Here is a 25,699-nt window from a genome sequence, read left to right on the forward strand (position 1 = left end):
CGCTTCGGCCGCGCCTGGCGGCGCAAGGCTCCGGTGGAGTCCCTGATGCCGCTGCGGCTCGCCCGCTACGGCGTGCCCCTGGCCGAGACGGCCCCGGCGGGTCTGGCGGCGGCGGGCATCGAGCCGGCGCTGCTGCCTCCGGCGCCCCAGCGGCCGGAGCCGGCTCCGGTCGAGGCTCCGGCAGCCGGAACACCCGCCCTCGCCGCGGGTCACCGTCCCGCGGGGGCGGCCTCCGTCCCGCGGCAGGCGGCGCCCCCCGCCGAGCAGCGCCCCGCACCCGCCGGGAGCCCGAAGACCGGTGCCGGTCAGCCGGTGGACGAGCCCGAGCCGGAGCAGAGCCCCTGGTTCTCGGCGACCCCGCACGAGGTCCGGTACCAGGGCGGCTACGACCCGAACTACGACCCGCAGGAACAGTACGAGCAGTGGTACGCCGAGCAGCAGCAGGCGGAGCAGTACCGCGACCAGTACGACGAGGAGCCTCCGGCGCAGGAACCCTCCCCGGAGGAGACGGGCAGCTTCCCCATCCCGGTGAGCCCGGGCCGCACCCGTGAGCTGGGCGAGGGCGGCGGCTCCCCGGAGCCGGACGAGGAGGCGTACTACCAGGTGTTCCGTCAGTCGATCGACGGCAGCTACCCGACGCCCCGCGTCCTCGGTGACAACATCCAGACGACGTATGGCACGACGCTCAGCCCGAGCGAGCTGAAGACCCTGGCGGAACGTTTCCAGCAGCGGCATTCGGCGGAGCTGGAAGAGGACCACATCGCGTAGGAACGCACGACGGCACAGACGGGAGGCCCCCTCCGAGGAGGGGGCCTCCCGTCCGTCCGCCGGCGGTCCGGGCGGTTCTCGCGCACGGGCCCCTCAGAGCTCCGACCAGAAGGGGAGCCCGGCTCGCGACGCCCGGCACGCACGCTCGTCGCGTTGCCGGAAGCCCCTGGTGGCTCCGCCACGAGGAACTTCCGGCGCCTTGCGACCGCACGCACCGGACGCCGTGAGCTGATCGGCCTCCCCTTGTGTTCGCAGCTCTTACTCGCCCAGCAGGGCCCGCACCCGCTCCTGTCCCACCGCCAGCAGCAGCGTGGGCAGCCGCGGACCGGTGTCACGGCCGACGAGCAGGTGGTACAGCAGGGCGAAGAACGTCCGCTGGGCGGTCTTGATCTCCGGCGGCAGCTCCTTGGGAGTGGCGTCCGCCGAGAACCCGGCCTGCACCTTCGGCACGCCGTAGACCAGGTGGGTCAGCCCGTCGAGCGACCAGTGGTCGGCGAGTCCGTCGAGCAGCAGCCGCAGCGACTGGCGTGAGTCCTCGTCGAGGGACTTCAGCAGCTCGGCATCGGGTTCGTCGCGCACGATGGTCCGCTGGTCGGCGGGCACGTGCGTGTTGATCCAGGCCTCGGCCTTGTCGTACCGCGGCCGGGCCTCGTCCAGGGTGCCGAGCGGGTTGTCCGGGTCGAGTTCGCTGAGGATGCGCAGCGCCTGGTCCTGGTGTCCGGCGGTGATGTCGGCGACGGAGGCGAGGGTCCGGTACGGCAACGGCCGCTCGGTCCTCGGCAGATCGCCGGCGGCCGTCCGCACCGCACGGGAGTGGGCGGCCACGTCCGCCGGCAGCGCGGTGCCGTCGGCGACCTTCGCGTCGAGCTTGTCCCACTCGTCGTAGAGACGCTGGATCTCCTGGTCGAAGGCGATCTTGAAGGACTGGTTGGGCCGCCGGCGGGCGTACAGCCAGCGCAGGAGCTGCGGCTCCATGATCTTCAGCGCGTCGGCCGGGGTGGGCACACCGCCCCGCGACGACGACATCTTGGCCATGCCGCTGATGCCGACGAACGCGTACATGGGGCCGATCGGCTGACTGCCGCCGAAGATCCCGACGATCTGGCCGCCGACCTGGAAGGACGAGCCCGGCGAGGAGTGGTCGACGCCGCTCGGCTCGAAGACGACGCCCTCGTACGCCCACCGCATCGGCCAGTCGACCTTCCAGACGAGCTTGCCGCGGTTGAACTCGTTCAGCCGGACGGTCTCGCCGAACCCGCACGAGGTGCAGGTGTAGGTCAGCTCGGTGGAGGCGTCGTCGTAGGAGGTGACGGAGGTGAGGTCCTTCTCGCAGTTGCCGCAGTACGGCTTGTACGGGAAGTAGCCGGCGGCGCCGGAGCTGCCGTCGTCCTCGGACGCGGCGCCCGAGCCCTCGGCGGCCTCCAGCTCCGCCTCGTCGACCGGCTTCTGCTGCTGCTTCTTCGCGGGCGCCTTCTTCGTCCGGTACTGGGCGAGGACGGCGTCGATGTCGGCGCGGTGCCGCATGGCGTGCAGGATCTGCTCGCGGTACACGCCGGAGGTGTACTGCCGGGTCTGGCTGATCCCGTCGAACTCGACGCCCAGTTCGGCGAGCGAGGCGACCATGGCGGCCTTGAAGTGCTCGGCCCAGTTGGCGTGCGGGGAGCCCGCCGGTGCCGGGACGGAGGTCAGCGGCTTGCCGATGTGCTCGGACCAGGACTCGTCGACCCCGGCGATGCCGGCCGGGACCTTGCGGTAGCGGTCGTAGTCGTCCCAGGAGATCAGGTGCCGGACCTGGTACCCGCGGCGCCGGATCTCGTCGGCGACCAGGTGCGGCGTCATGACCTCGCGCAGGTTGCCCAGGTGGATGGGGCCGGACGGGGAGAGACCGGAGGCGACGACGACCGGTTTGCCCGGGGCCCGACGCTCCGACTCCTCGATGACCTCATCCGCGAAACGGGAGACCCAGTCGGTGGTCTCGGTGCTCTGAGCCACGATCGGCACGTCCTCTTTTTTCTGGAAGTTCTCAGGCGGCAGCCGGTACGGTCACACGGCCGGCGCACCCATTGTCCCAGCCCGGCCCCCAACAACGAAAACGACTTCCTGCGGTGTGCCGTACAACCGTTCGCGACCCAGGGCTGTCGAACTGTTCGCCGGACCGGCCGGGGGAAGGGTGTGGGGACATGCGGGGCACGCGGGGCGGACCGAGACGCATGACGACGGGGGCGGGGGCGGCCTTACTGCTGCTCGGCGCGCTCACGGTGTCCACGGCACAGGTGGCACAGGCGGATCCCGCCGCACCCGCCGCACCGGCGCCACCCGCCGCGCAGGCGGATCCGGCCGCACCGGCGGCCCCCGCAGATCCCGCGGCCCCCGCCGCACCGGCGCCGCCCGCCGCGCCCGCGGCCCCCGCGCCGCCCGCCGCACCCGCGCCGCCCGCGGCCCCCGCCGAGGCCGACGCCGTGACCAAGCTGCGGCCGGAGCCGACCACGCTGGCCCCGGGACGGACCTTCCAGCTGAACCTGACGACGGAAGTGGTCGCCGGCACCGTCCCGAAGCTGGCCGCGACGATCACCCTGCCGGTCGGGCTCACCTACCGGCGCCCCACCGACCCGAACGACCTCGAGTACCAGCGGTGCCTCCCCTCCGCGAACGGGCGCAGCGTCACCTGCCGTTCCCTCGACGCCCCGCACCGGCACGTCTGGGAGCAGCTCGGGATCACGGTCGACAAGGGCGTGGCACCGGGCACCGCCTTCTCGATCACGGCGACCACCGACATCGGTGACGTGGTGGACACCAAGCCGGGGGACAACACGGCCACGGCGTCCGTCACGGCCGGGACCGGCCCGGACGTCGGCATCTCCTGGAAGCCGTCGACCGTGTCCGTGAAGGCGGGCGAGACCGTCGTGACGGAGCTCGTGGTCACCAACCACGGGCCGGGGACCGTCGCCGCCGGTCAGGCCGCGGGGATGTCGATCGACTCGACGGCCTTCGGTACGTGGCCGTCGGCGCCCTCTTCGTGCTGGGCGGACCCGGGCACGCTCGTCTGCGAGACGCCGAAGCAACTGGCGCCGGGCGAGAGTCACGCGTTCGCCCTGAGCTGGACGTTCCCGAAGAAGTCGGCCGGCAAGACCTTCCGGGTGCGCACCACCCTCTACGAGTCCGTTCTGGACCCGGGCACCGACAACGACCGCGCCGAACTGTTCCTCGAGGTCACCGAGGCGCCCGCGCCCGCCCCGAAGCCCACCGCCGAGCCGACCCCGAAGCCGACGGCCACGGCGTCCGCCACGCCGTCGCCCACCGCGGCACCGGTCACCGGCGGCTCGGGCGTCACGCCGCAGGGCACCGGCGGGCGGCTCGCCGAGTCCGGCGGCGGCCCCGTCATCGCCGTCGCGGCCACCGCGGCGGCGCTGACCCTCGCGGGCGGCGCACTGCTCGCCGCGCGGAAGCGGACTCGCCGCCGGGAGCACGGCTCGCACTGACCGCCGTCCGGCGGCTCCCACATCCGACCATCCAGACCACAGGGGGAATGCCACATGCGCCGACGTTGGGGACGCCTCACCGCCGGAACGGGAACGGCCGCGCTGTCACTGCTGGCCGCCACGACGGCGGGGGCGCACGCGGTGCCCGCCGCCGACCCGGTCGACGTGGAGGCGAGGCAGTACCTCGACGCCCCGATCACCGCACCGGGCCAGACGCTCGGCGTGCGGGCGATCGCCGACACCACCACGGGCAAGGTGGCGCAGCCGGCCCTCACGCTGGCGCTGCCCCAGGGCGTCACCTACCTCAGGACGTCCGACGACGCGTCCAACGGCGACTGCACGCCGTCCGCCGACGGCCGGACCGTGCGGTGCGTGGCGGCCGGCGGGGGCACCGACCTGGTGTCGGCGTACGTGCTGGTCAAGGTCGGCAAGGACGTGGCGCCGGGAACGAAGCTGACGTTCACCACCACCGCCGACATCGGCGACGCGGTCGACACCAAGCCCGAGAACAACACCGCGACGGACGTGGTCGAGGTCAGGCAGCCCGCCGACCTGGCCGTCGAGTGGAAGGCCCCCTCGGGCCCCGTGAAGCCCGGCCAGACGGTGCGGACGGAGTTCGTGGTGACCAACCGCGGCCCGGGCCCCGTCAGGCTCGAGGCCCTGTCCTTCTACCCGGGCTTCGACTACTGGCCCGGGGGCTGGGACACCGACATCTGCTGGGCCGACCCGGGCACCCTCATCTGCGACGTGCTGAAGGACCTGGCCCCGGGCGCCACCCTCACCATGCCCTTCACCTGGCAGTTCCCGGCGAAGGCCGCGGGCACCACCTACCGCGTGCCGGGCGCGGTGTACGACAGCGCCCCGCTCGACCCGAACCAGGCGAACAACCGTGCCGACCTCGTCCTCGAGATAGCCAAGACGTCGACGCCCAGCCCCAGGCCCACACCGACCGCGACGTCGAAGCCCAGCGTGAAGCCGACGCCGACGCCGACTCCGACGGTCACGGCGTCGTCCACGACGTCCCCGACGGCGGCGCCGGTCACCACCGGCGGCGGCTCGGGCGTCACCCCGCAGGGCACCGGCGGGCAGCTCGCCGAGTCCGGCGCCGGCCCGTTCACCACCGCCGCGACCACGGCGGCCGGGCTCACCCTCGCGGGCGGCGCGCTCGTCCTGCTGCGCCACCGCGGCCGTCGCCGGGAGCACGGCTCCCACACGTGACGCCCGGCCGCAAGGCCGGAAAACCGCTTTGCCCCCCGTGGGATACTGGCCGGGTCCACCAGCCCCACGAGGAGAACGGCACCCACTCCTATGGCCTCGGTCACGTCCCTCAGCGACTCCGTCCAGCAGCACCTCGCGTCCGCCCTCTCGGCCACCCTGCCGGAGGCCTCCGACGCGGACCCGCTGCTGCGACGCAGCGACCGGGCCGACTTCCAGGCCAACGGGATCCTCGCGCTGGCCAAGAAGGCGAAGGCGAACCCGCGGGAGCTGGCGACGCGGGTCGTCTCCCAGGTCGTCACCGGTGACGTGATCGGGGACATCGAGGTCTCGGGCCCCGGCTTCCTCAACATCACCGTCACGGACACGGCGATCACCAGGAACCTGGCCGCCCGCTACGCCGACGACACGGGCCGGCTCGGCGTGCCGCACGCCGAGCGGCCCGGCACGACGGTCATCGACTACGCCCAGCCGAACGTGGCGAAGGAGATGCACGTCGGCCACCTGCGGTCCGCCGTGATCGGCGACGCACTGGTGCAGCTCCTGGAGTTCGCCGGCGAGACGGTGGTCCGCCGGCACCACATCGGCGACTGGGGCACCCAGTTCGGCATGCTCATCCAGTACCTGGACGAGCACCCGCACGAGCTGGACCACAAGGAGTCCCAGGTCAGCGGCGAGGAGGCGATGTCGAACCTCGACCGTCTCTACAAGGCCGCGCGCAAGCTGTTCGACTCCGACGAGGAGTTCAAGACCAGGGCCCGGCGCCGGGTCGTCGACCTCCAGGCCGGCGACCCGCACACGCTCGCCACGTGGCAGAAGTTCGTCGACGAGTCGAAGATCTACTTCTTCTCCGTCTTCGAGAAGCTGGACATGGAGATCCGCGACGCCGACATCGTCGGCGAGTCCGGATACAACGACATGCTGGCCGAGACCTGCCGCCTCCTGGAGGAGTCGGGCGTCGCCGTCCGCTCGGAGGGCGCCCTGTGCGTCTTCTTCGACGACATCAAGGGCCCCGACGGCAACCCGGTCCCGCTGATCGTCCAGAAGTCGGACGGCGGCTACGGCTACGCGGCCACCGACCTGTCCGCCATCCGCGACCGCGTCTTCAACCTCAAGGCGAATACGCTCCTCTACGTCGTCGACGCCCGCCAGTCCCTGCACTTCAAGATGGTCTTCGAGACCGCTCGCCGGGCCGGCTGGCTCAACGACGACGTCACGGCGCACCAGCTCGCCTTCGGCACGGTCCTCGGCAAGGACGGCAAGCCGTTCAAGACCCGTGAGGGCGAGACGGTGAAGCTGGTCGACCTGCTCGACGAGGCGGTCGAGCGGGCGACGGCCGTCGTCGGGGAGAAGCGCGAGAAGGTGGGTCTGACCGACGAGGAGGTCGTCGAGAACGGCCGGTACGTCGGCATCGGCGCGGTGAAGTACGCCGACCTGTCGACCTCCGCAGTCCGGGACTACAAGTTCGACCTGGACCAGATGGTCTCGCTGAACGGCGACACGTCCGTCTACCTCCAGTACGCGTACGCCCGTGTCCAGTCGATCCTGCGCAAGTCCGAGGGGGCCGTCCCGGTCGCCCACCCGGAGCTGGCCCTGGCCCCGGCGGAGCGCGCCCTCGGCCTGCACCTCGACCAGTTCGGCGAGACGGTCCTGGAGGTCGCGGCGGGTTACGAGCCCCACAAGCTCGCGGCGTACCTGTACCAGCTGGCCTCGCTGCTCACGTCCTTCTACGACCAGTGCCCGGTCCTGAAGGCGGACACCCCGGAGCAGCGGGAGCACCGTCTCTTCCTGGTGGGCCTGACGGCCCGCACCCTCCACCGGGGCATGGCGCTGCTGGGCATCCGGACCCCCGAGAAGCTCTGACGCGTCGGCCGGACGCGCAACCGACGGCTCGCGTCCGGCATCTCTCCCGTCGACAGACACGTCGGAACACGGGTGCGGGGAGCGACGCTTGGGCGGCACGGACGACCCCACGCTCGGCGAGGCACTGCTGAACACGCTGTTGATCGGCGCCGCCGGGGTGGCCCTCCCGGCCGTCGTCGTGCTTCCGCTCATCGGCCTGGGCATCTGGTCGACCCGGTGGTGGCGGGGCCGGCGCGGCGGGCGCGGCGGCTGACCGCCACGGCCCGGTTCAGCCGATCGCGCGGTGCGCCTCGACCGTGCCGACCGAGGCCGCCACGCTCAGTCCGGCGTACTCGTTCACCTGGACCGGTGCGATGCCCGGCGCCGTCGACTTGTCCTTGCCGGTGCGGGCGTCGAGGACGACGGGACCGTTGTCCGTGTCTCCGTAGACGGCCCCGTGCCAGGCCGTGGAGACCTCCGGCACCAGCCGGCCGCCCGCGGCCTCCTCGATCGTCCACAGTTGCCGGAACGTCTTGCTGTCGAGGGCGAACACCCGCTTCTTCAGGCTCTTCGACCCGCCGCAGACGACCGTGGCGCGCTCGTCGTACACGCAGGTCAGGCCCCCGACAGTGCTCAACTCCGCCTGGGTGGCGGGCGTGAGCGTGGCGGGCGGCCGCCCGGTGGACGACGCGACGAGCGCCTCGACGTCGTCCCCGTCGACCGGGTTCTTGCGCACGGTGAACAGGCCGCCGCCCACCGGCTGCACGGCGGCCTCGACGAGCCCGCTCGCGTACGTCCACGCCTTGGTGCCGTCGGTGAGCCGGTACCCCTCGACGCCGCGCCCGCCGCCGGCCTCGCCGTTGCCGCCGGTACGTCCGACGACGACGCCCGCGTCGACGAACTGCGCGATGAGGCCCTTCGCCGTCCAGGCCGTCCTCCGCGTCCGCAGGTCGATGCCGAGGGTGACGGCGTCCGTGTCCTCCCCGAGCCGCAGAACCGCCGTGGTGGGGTCGGCGCCCACGAGCGCGAGATCACCGTCCTCCTGCCCCGCGGGCCGCTGCACGGTCGTCGTCCACAGCCGCTTGCCGGAGTCGGCGGCCAGCGCGGTCAGTTCCACGAGGGCTCGCTCGGGGGCGGTACCGGAACCCGGCTCCACGACGGCGAACGCGGCCAGCACCACCCGCTGCCCGTCGATCTCGACGATCGTCGGCCGGGGCGTCGGCACGGCCCCGCCGCCGCGGCTCTCCCCCGGCCGCCCCTGCGGCTCGACGCTCCACATCAGCGCCCCGTCGACCACGCTGACGGCCTTGACCTCCCCCTCCGACACGGCGTAAGCGGTCCTTCCGTCGAGCCGCGTCTTCCAGGCGCCCTGCCCGCTCCCGCCGGCGACGTCGAAGCGATCGTCCGCGAACTTCAGCGGCGGGTCGTGGGGGACGGGGGCGGGCGTGGCGGACGGGCCGGCCGGCCCTCCCCCGGCCGTCGGCGAGGCGGACGGCGAGGAGCCGCCCCCGCCACCTCCCGAACCGCCGCCCGAGCAGGCCGTGAGCAGCGTCAACGCCACACCGACGGGCACCAGAGCCTTGAACCGGCTGGACCGTCGCATACGAACACCCCCGTGTCCTGGACCACGTGATCGGAACTGCACGTGATCATGTCATCACGGGGCCGGAAACCGCTATCAGACATTTTCCCGCCACCGATCACCAAGGCCCGCGATCGTGTCATAGCCTTGAGACCTCGATCACATGGCGCGGCAGACTGGACGTGGGACTCGACGGGCGCAGCCGGATCCACTCCGTTCCCACCCCCGCTCCGCGCTTTCGTTATCCCCCACCACAAGCGCAGGAGAACGGCGGTCGTCTCAGTGTCCGACAACCAGGACAGCACTCGCTCGGCAAGCACGGAGTCTTCGGACTACACCCATCGGCTGACCCGTCTGGAGAAGTCGGGGATCAAGCGGTTGCTCCCCACCCAGGCCCCCTACCGGTGGAATCTGCAGCGCCTGCGGCTGGGCAGGGTCATCGACGTGGGCTGCGGCATCGGCCGGAACCTGCTGAACTGCGATCCGAGCAGTGTCGGGGTCGACCACAACGCCCACTCGGTGGAGACCTGTCGCGAACGCGGACTGACCGCCTACACCCCCGACGAGCTGGCCGAGGCACCCGACTGCGGCCCCGGCTCCTTCGACAGCCTGCTGTGCGCGCACGTCCTGGAGCACATGGACGAGGACCTGGCGGCGAACATCCTGGAGCAGTACCTGCCGCTGGTGAAGCCGGGCGGATCCGTCGTCCTGATCACGCCCCAGGAGGCGGGCTACAAGACCGACGCCACCCACGTCCGCTTCGTCGACTTCGAGACCCTGCGCTTCCACGCCGAGAAGGCGGGCGTCACGGTGAGGAAGACCTACTCCTTCCCCTTCCCCCGCTCGGTGGGGAAGGTCTTCCCGTACAACGAGTTCGTGCTGTTCGGAACGATCGGGTCCTGATCGGGCGATGCCGGACATGGCGGTGCCCCACCGAAGACCGTTCGGTGGGGCACCTTCGCTTCACAGGCTGTGGACGACGATCGTGACCTTCCGCGAGCCGAGGGCGGCCCGTATGACGTCCTCGACCTCGGGCCATGGCAAGCGGCCCAGTCCCGCGCCGATCTGTGGCATCCCGATGGTGCGGACACCGTTCTTCTCGGCATGGTCGATCATCTTCCGGACGGCCGAGTCGACCGCGGCCGGCTCGGCCGGGCTGCGCCAGTGCGGCTGCGTGCCCAGGTTGTAGAGCGTGACCCCGGGCTCCTGCCAGACGAAAAGCTCGCCCGGCGTGAAGCGCCCGTCGAGACACCGAGTGCGGTACTCGCTGTACATCCCGGGCCAGCGCCGTTTGAACTCCACCGCGATCCCCCGGCCCATGGCCCCGGCGCAGTTGCAACCGTGGGCCAGGGCGTCGAGGTCCCGGGAGGCGAAGAGGTCACCGGCGCGGTGCTCGATCGTCACGAGGCGTCCTCGTAGGCGACGGCACGCTCCCAGACCTCCTCGAATTCGGAGGCGGTGATCCGGTCCTCCTCGTCGAACTCGCCGGGTTGCAGCATCTGGTCGGTCAGCAGCGGGCCCACGTCGGTCAAGGTCGTCCTGTCCGTCAACTGGAACGCGGTGAAGGCCTTCGGCTGACACCCCCTCCCCGCACCACCGCGAGCCCCGGTCATCCTCACGCGAGGGCGGCCGGGGCTCCGCCGTCGGTGCCCGAGGGACGGCCGGACCCCGCCGTCATCGCCCGGCGGGCGGCCGGGCCCCGCTGTCAGTGCCTGCCCCTACAGTCCGAGCCATGGCGACTCTTCCCAACCCGCTGCCCACCCTGGCCACCGACCCCAGCGGCCGCTCCCTCGGCCTCCGGCTGCCGCCGGGCCGGCTGATCGACACGACCGACGAGGGAGTGTGGCACGAGCCGCTGCTGTGGCACGCCGACCGCTCGGCGGCACCGGGCAACTGGCGGGCGCTGGGCGGACCGGCGAGCCGGGCCGGGCTGCTCCCGGTCCTGGTCGACCTGGGCGGTGACCGGGGCGGGCCCGGGGAGTGGGAGCTGATGCCCGGTGAGATGTCCTACCCCGGGGACCACGACGCCGCGGAGGTCCTCGCCGAGTACTGGCAGGAGTACGCGGCGCGGGACGAGGAGTGGCCCGGCCTCGCCCCCGCCCCGGCTCTGACCGCCGACCCCGACGCCCGCGCCGCCGGGATCGCCGACGCGCTCGCGGAGAAGGGCCCCTCCTGGTTCGAGGCGCCCACCCTCGCCCTGGTCCCCGCCCGCCGCAGTGCGGACGTCCCGGCGGCGGTCGGCTGGTCGGGCCCGCTCAACCACGACAACGACACCGCACGTCTGTGTGCCGTGCTGCGCTCCTGGGAGGACCGCTTCGGCATACGCGTCGTCGGCCTCGGCTTCGACGTCCTCGTCGTGTCCGTGGCCGCGCCGCCGTCCACCCGCGCCGAAGCGGAGCCGATCGCCGCCGAGCACTTCGCGTTCTGCCCGGACAACGTCCTCCAGGGCCCCGGCACCCTCGCGGCCTACGCCGAGCAGCTCGTCGGCGAACCGACGTGGACCTTCTGGTGGGACTGACCCGCGGCCCGTCCGAGGGGCCGACCCGCGCTGCCGTAAGGGGTCCTCGCACTATGAGCACCTGATCAGGCCGCGTGGTCCGGTGCCGCGCCTCGCCGCGTTGCCGGGCCGCGCGGCCCAGGCCGGCACGTGCAAGGACCCCCAAGGCCCCGGCGCTGCGGGGCTCCCCCGCCGGGCGGCACGCAGAGGGCGCCCGCGTGCTACCCCAGGAGCCCCCGCCGCAGCCTGCGCAGCCCTTCCTCTATCTCCTCCGGGGTCTGGGTGACGAAGCACAGCCGCAGGGTCGACGGGTCGGGGTCGCCGGCGTGGAAGGGCGCGCCGGGGACGTACGCCACGTCCTGCCGGACGACCGTCGGCAGCAGGGCGGTGGTGTCGTGGCCGTCGGGCAGCCGCGCCCACAGGAACATGCCGCCCTCGGGCCGGTTCCAGGTCGAGCCCTCGGGCAGCGCCTCGGGAAGGCCGGCGAGCAGGGCGTCGCGCCGCTCGCGGTAGACGGCGACCACCCGGGCCACGTGCGCGTCCAGGTCGGACACGGCCAGATAGCGGGCCGCGGCGAGCTGGTTGACGGTCGGCGTGTGCAGGTCGGCCGCCTGTTTGGCGACCGCGCAGGCGCGCCGCAGCCCGGCCGGAGCGCGCAGCCAGCCCAGCCGCAGCCCCGGGGCCATCACCTTGGAGAAGGAACCGAGGAGCACGGTCCGGTCCGCCGCCTCGGGGTGCGCCGCGATCCAGGGGACGCGCTCCCCGTCGTAGCGGAGCTCCCCGTAGGGGTCGTCCTCGACGATCCACAGGCCGTGGCGGGCGGCGACCGAGGCGAGGGCGGCGCGCCGCTCGGCCGGCAGGGTGCGGCCGGTCGGGTTCTGGAAGGTGGGGACGGTGTAGAGCAGCTTGGGCCGTTCGCGCACGACCAGCTCGGCCAGCGCCTGCGGATCCGGCCCGTCCGCGTCCCCGGGCACGGCGAGGATCCGCGCGCCCGCGAGTCCGAACACCTGGAGGGCCGCCAGGTAGCAGGGCTCCTCGACGAGGACGGTGTCCCCGGGGTCGAGGAGGGCCGTGGCGAGCAGCGACAGCGCCTGCTGCGAACCGGTGGTGACGAGGAGGTCGTCGGCGTCGGTCGGCAGTCCCCGCGCCGCCGTGCGCGCCGCGAGCCGTTCGCGCAGCACCGGTTCGCCCTCGGTGGTGGCGTACTGCAGGGCGCGCCCGGGCATCTCCTCCAGCACGTGCCGGAAGGCGGCGGCCACCCCCTCCCGGTCGAACAGCTCGGGTGCCGGCAGCCCGCCCGCGAAGTTGATCACCTCGGGCCGGGCGGTGACGGCGAGGATGTCCCGTACGGGAGAACCACCGATCACCGAGGTCCGCGCGGCGAGCGGGGGCACGGAAGCGGCGTGGGGCGCGGCGGCTGCGGGGGCAACGGTCATGTCACGGCTCCTTCGTCGGCGGACACCCGCAGCCTAGAGAGATGAGTGCCGCCTACACCTTCATTTCCGCGATACGGACGACCCCGCTCCGAGGATCCGAGGCCGGACCCGCGTCCCAGGGGCCGTCCCATCCGGACGACGTTTGCGCTGGTCGGAGAGGGTGGGACCGGACCGGCGTCCCGACTTGCCCACCCACGGTGGCCACACAGCGGGCACACCCGCCAGGCTGCTCCCATGTCCCTTCGCCGCCCCCACACCGAACACCCCGGCACCGGCCGCACCCGTCCCGAACGTGTCCGTCTCCTCGCCGCCGCCGCGCTCGTCCTCGCCGCCGCCCTCGCCCTCACGGCCTGCCGCGACGGTGAGGGCCTGCGCGACGAGGGACCGTCGCGATCCGCCCCGCACGCATCGGGTCAGGGGTTCGCAGAGGCCCCCGCCCGGCCCCACGCCGAGCCGCCGAGCGGGAACTCGTAGGCGGGGCGGCCGTTGTTGCCGCTCGTGCGGAACGGCCTGCCCTCGTCGTCGACGGTCAGCTTTCCGTGCCGCGACCCACTGGACCAGGACAGCTCCAGCACCCAGCTCACGTCGTACGCGGAGGCGTCGGCACTGATGTGGTAGATCTCCGGGTCGGACTCGCTCACGGTGAACGGTAGGTCCTCGTTCCCGGCTTCCGGCAGCAGCGCCGGACGCGCCGCGTCGAGCGCGACCGTGAAGTAGCGCTCGGGCACGCCGCCTCCGCAGCCGACGCCCGGATAGCCCATGGCGAAGTCGTTCCAGGCGAGCGGCGAACCCTTGCGGACCGTTCGCACGGTCAGGTCGCCCACGACGACGGTCTCGTCCCCGGTCCCCTGCACGGTCAGCTCCAGGAACTGTTCCCCGGACGCGACGGCACCGTGCCGTGCCACCCACGCGGGCGCTTCCTGCTCGACGGGCGGCGGCTCCACCCGCCCCGGCTCCCGGTTGATCAGATACCGCTGTGCACAGGAGCTTTCCCAGGCATGGGGGTGGACGAGGACGGTGAGGGGAGGCGTGGAGCTGTCCGACGCCGCACCGCCCCCGGCGGCGGCCGACGGCGAACCGGCCCCCGACGGCGAGGCGGCGGGGGCGGCCGGCGACGGAGATCCGGGGGCCGAGGCGGAGGGAGAGGGAGAGGGGGAGCCGGAGGGGGAGGCCGAGGCGGACGGCGAGGTCTTCTCCGACCCGCCGGGCCTGCCCTGCGCGGACACCGCCCCCGTACGGTCGTCGCCCTCACCGGAACCGCCCCCCGACGGACTCAGGGACAGGGCGAGGGCGACGGCGCCGAGGGCGGTCGCCGCGGCGATCCCCACGAGGAGCGGCCGCCGCCGCGCACCGCGCCCCGGCACCCGGTCGGCGTCCGGCCCGGCCGCATCGCCCGACCCGGCGGCTTCGGCAGACCCGGCGTCATCGGCCGACCCAGCCGCTTCGGCAGACGTAGCCGCTTCAGCCGGTTCGCCCGCCGCCCCCGGTCCCCCGGGCGCACTCGATCCCACCGGCGCGACCGGTCCCCCCGGCGTGACCGGCGCACCCGGCGCAACAGGCCCCGCCGACCCGCCCTGCGCGGCGGGTGCCACCGGCCCACCCTGCGCAATCGGTGCCGCCGGCCCGCCCGGTTCGCCCGTTCCGCCCGCTGCCGGAGCCTCCGCGGCTCCCTTCCTCCCGCGCCCCGCATCCGCCAGCACCCACCGCCGGTGCAGCTCCACCAGTTCCTGCGGTGCGGCCTTGCACAGCCGGGCCAGCCGCTCCACGGGCGCGTAGTCCGTGGGGACGGCGTCCCCGTTGCAGTAGCGGTGCAGCGTCGACGTACTCATGTGGAGCCGTTTGGCGAGCGCCCCGTAGCTCAGCCCGGAGCGCTCCTTCAACTCCCGCAACAGCGACGCGAACTCGGTCGCAGACACCGTTCGATCCCCCCGTGACCAGTCCCCGTGTCCCGTCCCGGCGTTCCAGGGACGGGTCGTTTCCCCTGTCCAGAGCCGTGTGGGCGTTCCAGCGTCCCTGATCGTCCCTCGGTCGTGGCGGCCGGGACGGGGCTGCCCACAAGCTGTGGCCATCCAAACACGCCGCTCCCGCAGACCGGTCGAGCAGCGTGCATGGACCACCTGTTTTCAGAAACCGTTCAACAACCGGAAGAGGACCTTCCCATGCGTATCCGCCGCACCGGCCGCCTGCTCGTCCCCGCGGTCGCCGCCCTCGCCGCCCTCTCGCTCACGGCGTGCGACAACGGCACCGGCACCGGCACCGGCACCGGCACCGGCACACGGGACGGTGGCGCGTCGGCCCCCGCCGCGTCGACGGTCACCCCGCAGCCCGGGCAGCCGGCCGCCGACGGCTCGGCCACGGGCACCCCCGGGCCCGAGGGCAATACGTCCGGCACGCCCCGGAGCGGCACGTCCGCGCAGCCGGGCGACCCCGCCACGGCGAAGGACGACGACGCGAACGCCCCGGCGGGCCGCGTCCTGTGCAACGGCTCGAACACCAAGGTGACCGCGCAGCCGGTCCCGCGGCCCCTGAACCACATGCTGATCACGGTCACCAACACCGGCAGCAGGACGTGCGACCTGACCTACCACCCCGTGCTGCGCTTCGACGAGATGCAGTGGGCGCCGCACGCCGCCGAGGAGACCCGTCCGCAGGCGGTGACGACCCTCGAGCCCGGCGAGTCGGGCTACGCGGGTGTGCTGCTGTCGGCCGCGGACGGCAGCGGCGACGGCGGCCTGACCGCGAAGAAGCTGACCGTCGGCTTCCAGGGCGCCACCCCGCACAGCGACGGCGGCGCCCTTGCGACTCCGACCCTGCCGGCGGCGGGCGTCCACTACGACAGCTCGCTGACGGTGACGTACTGGCAGCGGGACATGGAGGACGCCCTCAGCTGGTGACCCGCCGGCCCGCCTCAGCCGGCGACGGCCGCCCCGCCGGTCACCGCAGCTTCCGGGCCGCCTCGGTGGCCCAGTAGGTGAGGATGTTCTGCGCCCCGGCCCGCTTGATCCCGGTGAGCGTCTCGAGGATCGCCCGGTCCCGGTCGACCCACCCCTTCTCGGCCGCGGCCTCGACCATCGAGTACTCGCCGGAGATCTGGTAGGCGACGACCGGCACGTCCACGGAGTCGGCGACGCGCGCCAGGATGTCGAGGTAGGGGCCGGCCGGCTTCACCATCACCATGTCGGCCCCCTCCTCCAGGTCCAGGGCCAGCTCGCGCAGCGACTCCCGCACATTGGCCGGGTCCTGCTGGTAGGTCTTGCGGTCGCCCTTCAACGAGGACCCGACGGCCTCCCGGAAGGGCCCGTAGAAAGCGGACGAGTACTTGGCGGTGTAGGCGAGGATCGACACGTCCTCCCGCCCGATCTGGTCGAGCGCGTCGCGGGTGACGCCGATCTGGCCGTCCATCATCCCGCTGGCCCCCACCACATGGGCGCCCGCGTCGGCCTGGACCTGCGCCATCTCGGCGTACCGCTCCAGGGTCGCGTCGTTGTCGACCCGCCCGTCCGCGTCCAGCACACCGCAGTGCCCGTGGTCGGTGAACTCGTCCAGGCACAGGTCGGACATGACCAGCAGGTCGTCGCCCACCTCGGCCCGCACGTCCCGCAGGGCGACCTGGAGGATGCCGTCCGGATCGGTCCCGGCCGTCCCGACGGCGTCCTTCTTCGCCTCCTCCGGCACCCCGAAGAGCATGATCCCGGAGATCCCGGCCTCCACCGCCTCCAGGGCGGCCTTCTTCAGGCTGTCACGGGTGTGCTGCACGACCCCCGGCATCGCCTCGATGGGCACCGGCTCGCTCACGCCCTCCCGGACGAACGCGGGCAGGATGAAGTCGGCCGGATGCAGCCGGGTCTCGGCGACCATGCGCCGCATCACGGGAGTGGTCCGCAGCCGCCGGGGACGCGTACCGGGAAAGGATCCGTACTTCGTCATGCACCTAAGCTACGCCCGTCCCGCCGCCCCCCTTACCGACGCCCCGTCGGCGCCCCGCATGCAGGCGCCGCCCCCCGGAGCCATGCTGGAAGGAGCATCCGCGAGACCCCGAAGGACCCCGGCGGCCACCCTCCCCACCGGCCGGTCGAGCCGCCGCCGTCCCTCCGTCGTCAGACGCGCCACGGAGGCCGCGATGACCGCCACTCACCCCACGCCCGCCCTGTTCGCCCTCTCGGACGTCCGAGGCCCGGTCCTGCGTCCCGGCGACGACGGCTACGCCGAGGAGGTCACCGGCTTCAACCTGGCTGCCCTGCACACCCCCGACGTGGTGGTCTGCGCGACGGGCGACGACGACGTCGTGGCCGCGCTGCGCTGGGCGAGCGCCACCGGCACCCCGGTCGCCGTGCAGGCCACCGGCCACGGCGCCAACTTCCCGATCGACCACGGCCTGCTGATCAGCACCGCCCGGATGACCGACGTACGGGTCGACCCGGCACGGCGAACCGCGACGGTCGACGCGGGGGCCAAGTGGAGCCACGTCATGGCGGCGGGGGCGCCGCACGGCCTGGCCGGCCTGAGCGGCACCTCCACGGACGCGGGCGTCATCGGCTACACGCTGGGCGGCGGACTGCCGGTGCTCGGCCGCGCCTACGGCTACTCGGCCGACCTCGTCCGCTCCTTCCAGGTCGTCACCCCCGACGGAACCCTCCACGAGAGCGACCCCGAGCACGAGCCGGAACTGTTCTGGGCCCTGCGCGGCGGCAAGGGCAACGTGGGCGTGGTGACATCCCTGACCTGCGAACTGCTCCCGCTGCCGCAGCTCCTGGGCGGCGGCCTGTACACCCGGGCCGAACACACCGAGGCGCTGCTGCACACCTGGGCCGACTGGACGCGCACCGTGCCGGACGAGATGTGCAGCGCGTTCACCGTCCTGCGGCTGCCCCCCATCCCGCAGGTCCCCGAACCCCTGCGCGGTGGCTTCTGGGCCCGGGTCGCCGTGGCCTGGCCGGGCGACCCGGCCGAGGGCGAGGCCGTGATCGCCCCGCTGCGGGCGGCCGTCCCGATCGAGGTGGACACGGTGGAGGTGATGGACCACACGGAGCTGGACCGCATCCACCTGGAGCCCCAGGACCCCCTGCCGGCCCGCGAGTGCTGTCTGCTGCTCCGCGACCTGCCGCCCGAAGCGCTCCGCACCGTCGTCGACCTGACCGGCCCCGGGGCGGGCGTCGACTACCCGCTGCTGCTGGTGGAACTGCGCCACATGGGCGCGGCGCTCTCCCGCCCGTCCCCCCTCGAGGACGCCGTCTGCTCGCGGGACGCCCGCTACGTCCTGGACTCGGTCGGCATCGTGTCCGCCCCGCCGGCGGCCGAGGCCGTGGAGGAGGCGACCCGCGCCCTCTACACCGGCATGGCCCCCTACGGCACGGGCCGCACCATGGTCAACATCCACGGCACCCCCGGCGACGAGACAGACCGGGCCCGCGCCTGGACCCCGGACGTCTACGAACGCCTCCGCCGGGACAAGGCCACCTACGACCCGTCGAACCTGCTGCGCCACGGCCACACGGTGGAACCGGCGTGAACAGCGCGGCGGAGCGTCCCGCTTCCGCGGGACGCTCCGCCGCACCTCAACGCCTCATGTCGCCCGACGCCGCCGCGCCCCCGGCCGCCGCTCGCTCGGCCGCGTCACCTGATCGCCCGCCTCCAGCGCCGCGGCTCTCCGCCGCAGACCGAACTCCGCCAGCGCCTCCGCCAGCTTGTGCACGCTCGGCTCGGGAGCCATGACGTCCACCCGGAGCCCGTGCTCCTCGGCGGTCTTGGCGGTGGCGGGCCCGATGCACGCGATCACGGTCACGTTGTGCGGCTTGCCGGCGATACCCACCAGGTTCCGCACGGTCGACGACGACGTGAACAGCACGGCGTCGAAGCCACCGCCCTTGATCGCCTCCCGCGTCTCCGCCGGCGGCGGCGAGGCGCGCACGGTCCGGTAGGCCGTGACGTCGTCGACCTCCCAGCCCAGCTCGATCAGCCCGGCGACCAGCGTCTCGGTCGCGATGTCGGCCCGCGGCAGGAACACCCGGTCGATGGGGTCGAAGACCGGGTCGTACGGAGGCCAGTCCTCCAGCAGCCCCGCCGCCGACTGCTCGCCGCTCGGCACCAGGTCCGGCTTCACGCCGAAGGCGATGAGCGCCTTGGCGGTCTGCTCGCCGACCGCGGCGACCTTGATCCCGGCGAAGGCCCGCGCGTCGAGCCCGTACTCCTCGAACTTCTCCCGCACGGCCTTGACGGCGTTCACCGAGGTGAACGCGATCCACTCGTAACGGCCCGTCACCAGCCCCTTGACCGCACGCTCCATCTGCTGGGGCGTGCGCGGCGGCTCGACGGCGATCGTCGGCACCTCGTGCGGTACGGCACCGTAGGACCGCAGCTGGTCGGAGAGCGACGCCGCCTGCTCCTTCGTCCGCGGCACGAGCACCTTCCAGCCGAACAGCGGCTTGGACTCGAACCAGGCGAGCTGGTGGCGCTGGGCGGGGGCGGAACGCTCACCGACCACGGCTATCACCGGCCGGCCCCCCTCCGGGGAGGGCAGCGCCTTCGCCTGCTTCAGCGTCTGCGCGATCGTGCCGAGGGTCGCCGTCCACGTCCGCTGCCGGGTGGTCGTACCGGCGACCGTCACCGTCATCGGCGTGTCGGGCTTGCGCCCGGCCGACACCAGCTCACCGGCCGCGGCGGCGACGGAGTCGAGCGTCGTCGACACGACGACCGTCCCGTCCGACGCGCCCACCTCGGTCCAGCACCGGTCCGAGGCGCTGCGGGCGTCCACGAACCGGACGTCCGCGCCCTGCGCGTCGCGCAGCGGCACACCGGCATACGCCGGCACGCCGACGGCGGCCGCGACCCCGGGGACGACCTCGAACGGCACACCGGCCGCCGCGCACGCGAGCATTTCCTCCGCCGCGTACGTATCAAGTCCCGGGTCCCCGGACACCGCACGGACGACCCGCCTGCCGCCTCGCGCGGCCTCCATGACAAGATGTGCGGCATCCCGCACCGCGGGGACCGCAGCGGTTGTTGACGTGTCGTCAACGATCGCCGGGTGGGGTGTGACCGTGCCCGGAACCGGATCCGAGGGGTCCGCGTTCACCACGGCGACGCCCGGCCTGGCGTGCGTCCGCACGACGTCGAGCACCTCGTGCTCGGCGACGAGGACATCCGCGTTCGCCAGCGCCTCCACGGCGCGCAGAGTCAGCAGTCCCGGATCCCCGGGTCCGGCACCCAGGAAGGTGACGTGCCCGTGTTCCAGGCCGGCGGGAAGGGTGGTGGGGCTCACAGTGCTCGCTCCCCCATCAGACCGGCCGCGCCCTGGGCAAGCATCTCGGCGGCGAGTTCGCGACCGAGCGCCATTGCCCGGTCGTGCGCCTCGGGCACGGGACCGGTGGTGGACAGCTGCACCAAGCGGGTGCCGTCGGTGGTGCCGACGACGCCGCGCAGGCGCATTTCCTTGACAATCTGCCGGTCGGCCTGGGGGTCCCCCCGCTCGAACGGAGCCGAGGGTGGGGAAAGGTCGGCCAGCGCGCCCACCGGGGCGCTGCAACCGGCCTCCAGGGCGGCGAGCAGTGACCGTTCGGCGGTCACGGCGGCCCGGGTGAACGGGTCGTCGAGCTCGCCGAGCGCCGCGATCAGGTCCGCGGCACCCGCCGCACACTCGATCGCCAGGGCCCCTTGGCCAGGGGCGGGCAAAACCGTGTCGACCGACAGGAAGTCGGTCACCTCGTCACCGCGACCCATCCGGTTCAGTCCGGCGGCGGCCAGCACCACGGCGTCCAGCTCACCGTCGTGCACGTACCGGATCCGCGTGTCGACGTTCCCGCGTATGGGGACCGTCTCGATGTCCAGCCCGTGGCCGCGCGCGTACGCGTTCAGCTGCGCCATCCGGCGCGGCGAACCCGTACCGATGCGCGCCCCGCGCGGCAGGTCGGTGAACTTCAGCGCGTCCCGGGCGACGATGACGTCCCTCGGGTCCTCGCGCACCGGTACGGCGGCCAGGACCAGGTCCTCCGGCTGCGTGGTCGGCAGGTCCTTCAGCGAGTGAACCGCGAAGTCGACCTCGCCCCTGAGCAGCGCGTCCCGCAGCGCGGTGACGAAGACGCCAGTGCCCCCGATCTGCGCGAGGTGATCGCGGGAGACATCGCCGTAGGTGGTGATCTCGACCAACTCGACGGGCCGGCCGGTCACCTGGCTCACGGCGTCCGCCACCTGCCCCGACTGGGCCATGGCGAGCTTGCTGCGCCTGGTCCCCAGCCTCAGTGCCTTGGTACTCATGCCGGCCCTCGGTTCTCTGGGTTCTTCTCGGTGCTGTCCTCGGCGCGCGAGACGGAGGCCACCGTCTCGGGGTCGAGGTCGAACAGGGTCCGCAGGGCGTCCGCGTATCCGGCGCCGCCCGGCTCGGCCGCGAGCTGCTTGACCCGGACGGTCGGCGCGTGCAGCAGCTTGTCGACGACCCGCCGCACGGTCTGCGTGATCTCGGCGCGGTGCTTGTCGTCCAGGCCGGGCAGCCGCCCGTCGAGCCGGGCGATCTCGCCCGCGACGACGTCGGCGGCCATGGCGCGCAGCGCGACCACGGTCGGCGTGATGTGCGCGGCCCGCTGCGCGGCGCCGAACGCGGCGACCTCGTCGGAGACGATCCGCCGCACCTGGTCCACGTCCGACGCCATCGGCGCGTCCGCGGAGGCCTCGGCCAGCGACTCGATGTCCACCAGCCGCACCCCGGCGAGCCGGTGCGCGGCGGCGTCAACGTCCCGCGGCATCGCCAGGTCCAGCACGAACAGCACCGGCTCGGGCCGTACGGGCACGTCGACCGGTTCGGGCCTGCGCCGCTCGGGGACGCGGCCGACGGTGGCGACGGTCGCGGCGAGCGCGCTGATCAGCTCGGCGTCGGCCTCGGGGCTGCGCCGGGCGGCCGTGCGACGGTCCACGGTGGCGTTGTCGACCCAGGCGGCGTGCTGTTCCAGCGTCGCGGCGTCCAGGCCGGCCACGGCGGCCTCGCCCATCACGGAGAAGCCGGACTGCTGGACCTGCGCCAGGTCCAGCGGACAGTTCTCCTCGGCGCCGACGGAGGTCGGCGGCAGCGGCCTGACGACGTCCGCGGCCCGCTGCTCCTCGTCGAGGACGACCGGCGCTCCGGTACGGCCCTCGACCGCCGCCGCGATCGCCCCGGCCGTCAGCACCAGCCCCGTCGCCCCGGTACAGGAGACGGCGATGTCGGCACGTGTCAGCTCCTGGGGCACCGACTCCATCGCGACCGCCCGGGCCACGACGTCCGTGCCGTCCGCCTCGGCGGACCGGGTCCCGTACTGCTCGGCGAGCAGCTGCGCGAGCCGCTCGGCGCGGTCGAGGGTGCGGTTGGCGACGACGATCTCGGCGACCCCGGCGCGCGCCAGTGTGGCGGCGGCCAGCGAGGACATCGACCCGGCGCCGATGACCAGCGCCTTCTTGCCGTGCGCCCAGGTCCGGACGTCGGTGCCGTGAGCCAGCTGCTCCAGGCCGAAGGTGACCAGGGACTGCCCCGCGCGGTCGATCCCGGTCTCGGAGTGGGCACGCTTGCCGACCCTGAGCGCCTGCTGGAACAGGTCGTTCAGCAGCCGGCCCGCGGTGTGCAGCTCCTGCGCGCGGGCCAGCGAGTCCTTGATCTGCCCGAGGATCTGCCCCTCGCCGACGACCATCGAATCCAGCCCGCAGGCCACCGAGAACAGATGGTGGACGGCCCGGTCCTCGTAGTGGACGTACAGATAGGGGGTGAGCTCCTCGAGGCCGACGCCGCTGTGCTGGGCGAGCAGCGTGGACAGCTCGGCGACACCGGCGTGGAACTTGTCCACGTCGGCGTAGAGCTCGATGCGGTTGCAGGTGGCCAGGACGGCGGCCTCGGCGGCCGGCTCGGCGGCGACCGTGTCCTGCAGCAGCTTGAACTGGGCGTCCGCGGACAGCGAGGCCCGCTCCAGGACGCTGACGGGAGCGCTGCGGTGGCTCAGCCCGACGACGAGGAGGCTCATGCCGGCATCACGGCGGGTACGTCCCCGTCGGGCCCCTGGTCGGTGGAGTCCTCGCGGCTCGCGGCGACGGCCGAAGCGGCCGCGGCCTCCTCGCCGGCCTTGCGCTGCTCGTGGAAGGCGAGGATCTGCAGCTCGATGGAGAGGTCGACCTTGCGCACGTCGACGCCGTCCGGCACGGACAGCACGGTCGGCGCGAAGTTCAGGATGGAGGTGACCCCGGCGGCCACGAGCCGGTCGCAGACCTGCTGGGCGGCGCCCGCGGGCGTGGCGATGACGCCGATCGACACGCCGTTGTCCTGGATGATCTTCTCCAGTTCGTCGGTGTGCTGCACGGGGATCCCGGCGACCGGCTTCCCGGCCATCGCGGGGTCGGCGTCGATCAGCGCGGCGACCCGGAACCCACGGGAGGCGAACCCGCCGTAGTTGGCCAGGGCGGCGCCGAGGTTACCGATACCGACGATCACAACCGGCCAGTCCTGCGTGAGACCCAGCTCACGGGAGATCTGGTAGACGAGATACTCGACGTCGTAGCCGACACCCCGCGTCCCGTAGGAGCCCAGGTAGGAGAAGTCCTTGCGCAGCTTCGCGGAGTTGACCCCCGCCGCGGCCGCGAGCTCCTCGGAGGAGACCGTGGGCACCGAGCGCTCCGACAGTGCGGTCAGCGCACGGAGGTACAGCGGAAGCCGGGCGACGGTGGCCTCGGGAATCCCTCGGCTGCGGGTCGCCGGTCGGTGAGTTCGGCCAGTTGCCACGGTGCTCCTGCGGGTAGAGCGGGGCTGCAGGCGGTCGTACGTCCCCAGACCGCCCCGTCGAATGCAGGCTATGTCTTTGTGAACGCGTGCACAAAGATTGTGTCCGATTTGCCCGGCCAACGTGACCGGGGTCACGCGGGCCTGACGTGTTCGCGGGGAACCCGCGCCCACACACCCGCGCTCCTTCTTTATCGGGGGCAAAACCGCACACTCTCCTCACGAATCCCGCCCCCGAGACCTGGTCGCCGTCGATCCTAAGCGACTTTTCGGAACACTTGGACTGCTCGGTCAGTTCCGTGACGCCCGGTTCCCCGTCAGCCGGCCGACAGTTCCCGGCGCAGCCGCTCCTCGTTCACCCGCCAGAACGTGTGCTGTTCACCGTCCACCAGAACGACCGGGATCTGCTCCCAGTACCGGTCGTGCAGCTCCGCGTCCTCGGTGATGTCCCGCTTCTCCCACGGCACCCCGAGATCACCGCACACCTTCTCGATCACACCCTGCGCGTCATCGCACAGATGACACCCGGGCTTGCCGATCAACGTCACGAGCCGGTCCTGCGGGGCGGGCCGCTTCCGGCGGAACAGGGGAGTCATGTCAGCCATTCTCGCGCGCCTCGCGCGAACCTCCCAGGCGACGTCCTTAACGACACGGCCGCAGAGAGTTCACAGCGTTCAAACCTCACCACTGAGGAACCATCGAACCGACTGGCTATGCTCACGCCATGGCCGCTCTTGGATGGCTCACTCCCCGTAGGCGTTCCGCCACGGCGCGGAGCGTGTTGGCAGGCGAGGCCTCGGCGGAGGCGGCGCGCAAGCAGTCGCAGGACGCCGAGGTACCGCAGCAGGAACCGGAGTTCCCGGTGCTCGGCGACGACAAGGCCGCCGCCTTCTTCGACCTCGACAACACGGTGATGCAGGGCGCCGCGCTCTTCCACTTCGGCCGTGGCCTGTACAAACGCAAGTTCTTCGAGACCCGCGATCTCGTCAGGTTCGCCTGGCAGCAGGCGTGGTTCCGCCTCGCGGGCGTCGAGGACCCCGAACACATGCAGGAGGCCCGCGACTCCGCGCTGTCCATCGTCCAGGGCCACCGCGTCTCCGAGCTCCAGTCGATCGGCGAGGAGATCTACGACGAGTACATGGCCGAGCGCATCTGGCCGGGCACCCGCGGACTCGCCCAGGCGCACCTGGACGCCGGCCAGAAGGTGTGGCTGGTCACAGCGGCCCCGGTGGAGATCGCCCAGGTGATCGCCCGCCGCCTGGGCCTGACCGGAGCACTGGGCACGGTCGCGGAGTCCGTCGACGGCGTCTACACGGGCAAGCTGGTCGGCGAACCGCTGCACGGCCCCGCCAAGGCGGAGGCGGTCCGCGCCCTGGCCGCGGCGGAGGGCCTGGACCTGAGCCGCTGCGCCGCCTACAGCGACTCCCACAACGACATCCCGATGCTCTCCCTCGTCGGCCACCCCTACGCCATCAACCCCGACGCCAAGCTCCGCAAGCACGCCCGCGACCTCGACTGGCGCCTGCGTGACTACCGCACGGGCCGCAAGGCGGCCAAGGTGGGCATCCCCGCGGCGGCCGGCGTCGGCGCGGTGGCGGGCGGCACGGCGGCGGCCATCGCCCTGCACCGCCGGCGCCGCTGACGGACGACCCCCGCACCCCCTCCTCGCCTCGAGGGCGGGATCGCGTGCCGCCCGGGGCGGCACGGGCGGGCGCGGGCGGCACCCCGCCGGCGCCGGGCCACCCCGCCCCACCCCACGCCACCAGCCGCTCCATCCCGCGCCACCGGCCCGTCGGCCCCGATCGACGCCCGGCGGCCCGCCCCGTCGGCCCCCATCGAAGCCCGGCGGCCCGCCCCGTCGTCGCGCCGCGGCGCCGACCGCGCGCGACCCCGCCCGGCACCGGGAAGAGACCAAACCAACCGTCGTACCCCCACAACCCCCACCCCACTCCCCCTTGTCCGCGCACCGCCACAACACGCCCTGGACCGAGCCGAAACTCGAACCGCTTCGATCAGAAATCGCTCACTCTTCGCAACCTGATCGAGCGGCAATCGGCTACAGAAGCGACGTAATCGGTGATTTGAGCAACTGGGCGTAGCAGCGCCTGCACGAAGCGTTATTCTCCTCAGACGCATACCGGTACCTCTCCGTCG

21 protein-coding genes and 2 pseudogenes are annotated in these 25,699 nt (G+C 73.0%); 10 read left to right on the forward strand and 13 right to left on the reverse strand.

All coding sequences use genetic code 11. The features are described from left to right. A pseudogene (locus ACZ4YY_RS35555) lies at positions 1-768 on the forward strand (DUF2637 domain-containing protein); the annotation flags it as partial. 258 nt (positions 769-1,026) lie between these two features. Here the strand turns inward: ACZ4YY_RS35555 and lysS are convergent. Beyond that, entirely contained in the window at positions 1,027-2,769 is a 1,743-nt protein-coding gene (gene lysS, locus ACZ4YY_RS35560; protein ID WP_468299275.1) for a lysine--tRNA ligase, read from the reverse strand. Between the two features lie 209 nt (positions 2,770-2,978). On the opposite strand from lysS, the gene ACZ4YY_RS35565 reads away from it, so the two are divergent. The 4 genes from ACZ4YY_RS35565 to ACZ4YY_RS35580 all read left to right on the forward strand — a co-directional run bounded on the left by ACZ4YY_RS35565 (position 2,979) and on the right by ACZ4YY_RS35580 (position 7,578). After that, positions 2,979-4,247 (forward strand): hypothetical protein, encoded by a 1,269-nt coding sequence (locus tag ACZ4YY_RS35565; protein ID WP_468299277.1) that lies wholly within the window; start codon positions 2,979-2,981, stop codon positions 4,245-4,247. A 54-nt stretch (positions 4,248-4,301) separates the two neighbouring features. Continuing rightward, positions 4,302-5,465, forward strand: coding sequence for a COG1361 family protein (locus tag ACZ4YY_RS35570; RefSeq protein WP_468299279.1), 1,164 nt, complete (start codon positions 4,302-4,304; stop codon positions 5,463-5,465). A gap of 90 nt (positions 5,466-5,555) precedes the next feature. After that, positions 5,556-7,325 (forward strand): arginine--tRNA ligase, encoded by a 1,770-nt coding sequence (gene argS / locus ACZ4YY_RS35575; RefSeq protein WP_468299280.1) that lies wholly within the window; start codon positions 5,556-5,558, stop codon positions 7,323-7,325. A gap of 88 nt (positions 7,326-7,413) precedes the next feature. Then, positions 7,414-7,578, forward strand: coding sequence for a hypothetical protein (locus tag ACZ4YY_RS35580; RefSeq protein ID WP_468299282.1), 165 nt, complete (start codon positions 7,414-7,416; stop codon positions 7,576-7,578). A 15-nt stretch (positions 7,579-7,593) separates the two neighbouring features. Here ACZ4YY_RS35580 and ACZ4YY_RS35585 read toward each other — a convergent pair whose 3' ends face one another. Further along, positions 7,594-8,907 carry a hypothetical protein gene (locus tag ACZ4YY_RS35585; protein WP_468299284.1) on the reverse strand — a complete coding sequence of 438 codons (1,314 nt, stop codon included), beginning with the start codon at positions 8,905-8,907 and terminating at the stop codon, positions 7,594-7,596. A gap of 261 nt (positions 8,908-9,168) precedes the next feature. Here ACZ4YY_RS35585 and ACZ4YY_RS35590 point away from each other — a divergent pair, with 261 nt between their 5' ends. Beyond that, entirely contained in the window at positions 9,169-9,789 is a 621-nt protein-coding gene (locus ACZ4YY_RS35590; RefSeq protein WP_468299286.1) for a class I SAM-dependent methyltransferase, read from the forward strand. A gap of 60 nt (positions 9,790-9,849) precedes the next feature. Here ACZ4YY_RS35590 and ACZ4YY_RS35595 read toward each other — a convergent pair whose 3' ends face one another. Beyond that, the gene (locus ACZ4YY_RS35595) at positions 9,850-10,290 is read right to left on the reverse strand and encodes a macro domain-containing protein (RefSeq protein WP_468299288.1); all 441 of its coding nucleotides are present in this window, start codon (positions 10,288-10,290) and stop codon (positions 9,850-9,852) included. After that, complete coding sequence (locus tag ACZ4YY_RS35600; protein WP_468299289.1) at positions 10,287-10,418, reverse strand: hypothetical protein; 132 nt, start codon at positions 10,416-10,418, stop codon at positions 10,287-10,289. The genes ACZ4YY_RS35595 and ACZ4YY_RS35600 overlap by 4 nt, the downstream gene beginning before the upstream one ends. Positions 10,419-10,618: 200 nt before the next feature. Here ACZ4YY_RS35600 and ACZ4YY_RS35605 point away from each other — a divergent pair, with 200 nt between their 5' ends. Beyond that, positions 10,619-11,404: a DUF4253 domain-containing protein gene (locus ACZ4YY_RS35605; RefSeq protein WP_468299291.1), complete on the forward strand. Its 786-nt coding sequence runs from the start codon at positions 10,619-10,621 to the stop codon at positions 11,402-11,404. Positions 11,405-11,604: 200 nt separating this feature from the next. Here ACZ4YY_RS35605 and ACZ4YY_RS35610 read toward each other — a convergent pair whose 3' ends face one another. The 3 genes and pseudogenes from ACZ4YY_RS35610 to ACZ4YY_RS35620 all read right to left on the reverse strand — a co-directional run. Beyond that, positions 11,605-12,819: an aminotransferase-like domain-containing protein gene (locus ACZ4YY_RS35610; protein WP_468299293.1), complete on the reverse strand. Its 1,215-nt coding sequence runs from the start codon at positions 12,817-12,819 to the stop codon at positions 11,605-11,607. 413 nt (positions 12,820-13,232) lie between these two features. Further along, positions 13,233-14,147 carry a hypothetical protein gene (locus ACZ4YY_RS35615; RefSeq protein WP_468299327.1) on the reverse strand — a complete coding sequence of 305 codons (915 nt, stop codon included), beginning with the start codon at positions 14,145-14,147 and terminating at the stop codon, positions 13,233-13,235. A gap of 447 nt (positions 14,148-14,594) precedes the next feature. Beyond that, positions 14,595-14,888: pseudogene (locus ACZ4YY_RS35620) on the reverse strand (helix-turn-helix domain-containing protein); the annotation flags it as partial. 90 nt (positions 14,889-14,978) lie between these two features. Between ACZ4YY_RS35620 and ACZ4YY_RS35625 the strand changes: the two are divergent. After that, a complete protein-coding gene (locus ACZ4YY_RS35625) occupies positions 14,979-15,713 on the forward strand; it encodes a DUF4232 domain-containing protein (protein ID WP_468299295.1) in 735 nt (244 codons plus the stop codon). Between the two features lie 40 nt (positions 15,714-15,753). Here ACZ4YY_RS35625 and hemB read toward each other — a convergent pair whose 3' ends face one another. Next, positions 15,754-16,746 carry a porphobilinogen synthase gene (hemB, locus tag ACZ4YY_RS35630; RefSeq protein WP_468299297.1) on the reverse strand — a complete coding sequence of 331 codons (993 nt, stop codon included), beginning with the start codon at positions 16,744-16,746 and terminating at the stop codon, positions 15,754-15,756. 193 nt (positions 16,747-16,939) lie between these two features. Here hemB and ACZ4YY_RS35635 point away from each other — a divergent pair, with 193 nt between their 5' ends. Further along, positions 16,940-18,328 carry an FAD-binding oxidoreductase gene (locus tag ACZ4YY_RS35635; protein WP_468299298.1) on the forward strand — a complete coding sequence of 463 codons (1,389 nt, stop codon included), beginning with the start codon at positions 16,940-16,942 and terminating at the stop codon, positions 18,326-18,328. Between the two features lie 54 nt (positions 18,329-18,382). Here the strand turns inward: ACZ4YY_RS35635 and ACZ4YY_RS35640 are convergent, their stop codons facing one another. The 5 genes from ACZ4YY_RS35640 to ACZ4YY_RS35660 all read right to left on the reverse strand — a co-directional run bounded on the left by ACZ4YY_RS35640 (position 18,383) and on the right by ACZ4YY_RS35660 (position 24,150). Continuing rightward, positions 18,383-20,077, reverse strand: a complete 1,695-nt coding sequence (locus ACZ4YY_RS35640; protein ID WP_468299300.1) for a bifunctional uroporphyrinogen-III C-methyltransferase/uroporphyrinogen-III synthase — start codon at positions 20,075-20,077, stop codon at positions 18,383-18,385. Then, the gene (gene hemC, locus ACZ4YY_RS35645; RefSeq protein ID WP_468299302.1) at positions 20,074-21,069 is read right to left on the reverse strand and encodes a hydroxymethylbilane synthase; all 996 of its coding nucleotides are present in this window, start codon (positions 21,067-21,069) and stop codon (positions 20,074-20,076) included. The genes ACZ4YY_RS35640 and hemC overlap by 4 nt, the downstream gene beginning before the upstream one ends. Continuing rightward, on the reverse strand, positions 21,066-22,796 hold the full coding sequence (locus tag ACZ4YY_RS35650) for a glutamyl-tRNA reductase (RefSeq protein WP_468299304.1): 1,731 nt from the start codon (positions 22,794-22,796) through the stop codon (positions 21,066-21,068). Before ACZ4YY_RS35650 ends, hemC begins: the two co-directional genes overlap by 4 nt. Next, complete coding sequence (locus tag ACZ4YY_RS35655; protein WP_468299306.1) at positions 22,793-23,548, reverse strand: redox-sensing transcriptional repressor Rex; 756 nt, start codon at positions 23,546-23,548, stop codon at positions 22,793-22,795. Before ACZ4YY_RS35655 ends, ACZ4YY_RS35650 begins: the two co-directional genes overlap by 4 nt. Positions 23,549-23,862: 314 nt before the next feature. Then, positions 23,863-24,150, reverse strand: coding sequence for a glutaredoxin family protein (locus ACZ4YY_RS35660; protein WP_468299308.1), 288 nt, complete (start codon positions 24,148-24,150; stop codon positions 23,863-23,865). Positions 24,151-24,269: 119 nt separating this feature from the next. Between ACZ4YY_RS35660 and ACZ4YY_RS35665 the strand changes: the two genes are divergently transcribed. Then, entirely contained in the window at positions 24,270-25,187 is a 918-nt protein-coding gene (locus tag ACZ4YY_RS35665) for an HAD family hydrolase (protein ID WP_468299309.1), read from the forward strand. The last annotated feature ends 512 nt before the right edge of the window (positions 25,188-25,699 follow it).

The sequence above is a fragment of the Streptomyces sp. NPDC030143 genome, assembly GCF_055573695.1.

Bases quoted from the DNA above. Each gene is read 5' to 3' on its own strand.
- ACZ4YY_RS35605 (WP_468299291.1), top strand. From the start codon at position 10,619: ATGGCGACTCTTCCCAACCCGCTGCCCACCCTGGCCACCGACCCCAGC.
- ACZ4YY_RS35610 (WP_468299293.1), bottom strand. From the start codon at position 12,819: ATGACCGTTGCCCCCGCAGCCGCCGCGCCCCACGCCGCTTCCGTGCCC.
- ACZ4YY_RS35565 (WP_468299277.1), top strand. From the start codon at position 2,979: ATGACGACGGGGGCGGGGGCGGCCTTACTGCTGCTCGGCGCGCTCACG.
- ACZ4YY_RS35570 (WP_468299279.1), top strand. From the start codon at position 4,302: ATGCGCCGACGTTGGGGACGCCTCACCGCCGGAACGGGAACGGCCGCG.
- hemB (WP_468299297.1), bottom strand. From the start codon at position 16,746: ATGACGAAGTACGGATCCTTTCCCGGTACGCGTCCCCGGCGGCTGCGG.
- ACZ4YY_RS35650 (WP_468299304.1), bottom strand. From the start codon at position 22,796: ATGAGCCTCCTCGTCGTCGGGCTGAGCCACCGCAGCGCTCCCGTCAGC.
- hemC (WP_468299302.1), bottom strand. From the start codon at position 21,069: ATGAGTACCAAGGCACTGAGGCTGGGGACCAGGCGCAGCAAGCTCGCC.
- argS (WP_468299280.1), top strand. From the start codon at position 5,556: ATGGCCTCGGTCACGTCCCTCAGCGACTCCGTCCAGCAGCACCTCGCG.
- ACZ4YY_RS35625 (WP_468299295.1), top strand. From the start codon at position 14,979: ATGCGTATCCGCCGCACCGGCCGCCTGCTCGTCCCCGCGGTCGCCGCC.
- ACZ4YY_RS35635 (WP_468299298.1), top strand. From the start codon at position 16,940: ATGACCGCCACTCACCCCACGCCCGCCCTGTTCGCCCTCTCGGACGTC.
- ACZ4YY_RS35665 (WP_468299309.1), top strand. From the start codon at position 24,270: ATGGCCGCTCTTGGATGGCTCACTCCCCGTAGGCGTTCCGCCACGGCG.
- ACZ4YY_RS35660 (WP_468299308.1), bottom strand. From the start codon at position 24,150: ATGGCTGACATGACTCCCCTGTTCCGCCGGAAGCGGCCCGCCCCGCAG.
- ACZ4YY_RS35585 (WP_468299284.1), bottom strand. From the start codon at position 8,907: ATGCGACGGTCCAGCCGGTTCAAGGCTCTGGTGCCCGTCGGTGTGGCG.